The sequence below is a fragment of the Streptomyces durbertensis genome (assembly GCF_014156695.1).
Lineage (GTDB): Bacteria > Actinomycetota > Actinomycetes > Streptomycetales > Streptomycetaceae > Streptomyces > Streptomyces durbertensis.
Map to the genome: position 1 here is coordinate 1 of NZ_WMLF01000631.1, position 2,263 is coordinate 2,263.

Here is a 2,263-nt window from a genome sequence, read left to right on the forward strand (position 1 = left end):
GTTCACAGGGGCGCCTTCCGCGGGGGGCAAGCCGTGCATAAGCGGAGACTCAGCCGCCCCTGTGAACGTGGACCGCGGAACGAACCCCAACCCCGCCGTCCTCACCGGGAGAGCGAATGGAAGCCGAGACCGCCGCCGTCGACACCACCGGCACCGGGTGCCCGCGCAGCTACCCGTTCCACCGGCCGTCCGCGATCGAGATACCGCCGATCTACCAGGAGCTGCGGACCAGCGAGCCGGTCGCCCGGGTCATGCTGCCCAGCGGCGACATCGGCTACGTCGTCAGCCGCTACGAGGACGCCAAGCTCGTGCTCGCCGACCCCCGCTTCAGCCGGGCCGCCATGGTCGCCGAGGACGCCCCGCAGCTCACCGTGGCGCCGATGCCGCCCGGCAGCCTCTTCTCCACCGACCCGCCCGAGCACAGCCGGCTGCGCAAGCTGGTCATGGGCGAGTTCACCGGCCGCCGCGTACGCGCCCTGGAACCGCGCATCCAGGAGCTGACCGACGCGCTGCTGGACGAGATGGAGAAGAACGAGGGCGGCCCCGTCGACCTCAACGAGATGTTCGCGTTCCCGCTGCCCGTCCAGGTCATCTGCGAACTGCTCGGCGTGCCCTTCGAGGACCGGGAGCAGTTCCGCGCCTGGTCCAACGCCATCGTCTCCCTCACCAACCACACGGCCGAGGAGATGATGACCCAGCGCATCGAGATGGCCGGGTACATCCACGAGCTGATCAACAAGCGGCGCGAGGAGCCCGGGGACGACCTGCTCAGCGCCCTGATCACCGCCCACGACGAGCGGGACGCGCTCGACCAGAGCGAACTCATCATCATGGCGATGACCATCCTCGTCGCCGGCCACGAGACCACCGTGAGCATGATCGGCGCCTGCGTGCTGACCCTGCTCCGCCACCCCGAGCAGCTCGCCCGGGTCATCGAGGAACCCGACGCCGTCAGCGGCTTCGTGAACGAACTGCTGCGGGTCAACCCCATCGGCGACGGCGGACCGCTGCGCATCACGCTGGAGGACGTCGAGATCGCCGGCACCCTCATCCCCAAGGGCAGCGCCGTCATGGCCGCCGTCGCCTCCGCCAACCGCGACCCGGAGGTGTTCGAGGACGGCGAGGAGTTCCGGCCCGACCGCGAGCACAACCCCCACCTCGCCTTCGGCCACGGAATCCACCACTGCCTCGGCGCCGCGCTCGCCGTCGCCGAACTCCGCATCACCATGGCCTCGTTGTTCCGCCGCTTCCCCACGCTGCGACTGGCCTGCGACATCAGCGAGTTGCGCATGAAGACCGGCATGCTCGTCCACGGTCTGGAGAAGCTGCCCGTCACCTGGTGACCGGCGGGCCACGCGCGTACGCCCCCGACACGCGGGCCCGCCCCCTACGCGGGTGGCGCCGGACGATCCCCCGTCCGGCGCCACCCGCGTCCCTCTTCCGCCGCCCTCCCGGGCGGGGCCCCACGCCACCGAACCGGCCCGGGGCTACGCCACCGAACGGACCCGCAGCACCAGCACTCCGCCCACCGCCGTCACCACCGCCACCAGCAGATACAGCCCGCCGTACCCGGCCAGCGCCAGCATCGGCACCGCGAGTGCCGGCGCCAGGATCTGCGGCGCCGCCGTCGCCACCGCGAACAGCCCCAGATCCCGCCCGGTGTCCCGCGCCGACGGCAGCACGCTCGCCACCACCGCCAGATCCACCGCCAGGAACGTGCCGAACCCCACGCCCACCAGCAGCGCCGCACCCAACGCCACCGGCCAGGCCGGGGCCACCGCCATCATCGTCGCGCCCACCGCCATCAGCAGACCGCCGCCGGCGACGAACACCCGCCGTCGACCCACCCGGTCCGACCAGCGGCCCGCGCCCCACGCGGCGGCCATCGCCGACAGGACCGTCACCGCCGTGATCGTCATCGTCGCCCGCTGCGGGTCGGCCACCCGCAACTCGTCGGTCAGGTAGTAGAGCAGGTACTGGGTGATCAGGGCGAAGCCCAGGACGACGAGGAACTTGCTCACCCACGTCCACAGCACGTCCGGCTCCCGCAGCCCCCGCCGCCCGGCCGCCGGCGCCGAGCCCGGTGGCTGCGGCGGCACCACGGCCGCCCGCGAGTCCCGCTCGACGTGCCCGAGCAGGAACGGCACCATCGCCAGCAACACCAGCACCGCACACGCCACATACCCCGCCGACAGGCCCCTCACCAGCTGGTTCACCACCACCGTGCCCAGCAGCGCGCCCAACATCTGCGAGAGCCCCGCCC

2 protein-coding genes are annotated in these 2,263 nt (G+C 72.2%); one reads left to right on the top strand and one right to left on the bottom strand.

From position 1 onward, the window contains the following. Positions 1–116: 116 nt before the first annotated feature. The gene (locus GL263_RS25265) at positions 117–1,343 is read left to right on the top strand and encodes a cytochrome P450 (RefSeq protein ID WP_182858059.1); all 1,227 of its coding nucleotides are present in this window, start codon (positions 117–119) and stop codon (positions 1,341–1,343) included. Positions 1,344–1,487: 144 nt separating this feature from the next. Here GL263_RS25265 and GL263_RS25270 read toward each other — a convergent pair. After that, on the bottom strand, positions 1,488–2,263 hold a 776-nt coding region (locus tag GL263_RS25270), incomplete at its 5' end, for an MFS transporter (RefSeq protein ID WP_182858060.1).

What these genes read in the sequence shown, in the direction of transcription:
- GL263_RS25265 (WP_182858059.1), top strand. Translation starts at nt 117, where the DNA reads ATGGAAGCCGAGACCGCCGCCGTCGACACCACCGGCACCGGGTGCCCG.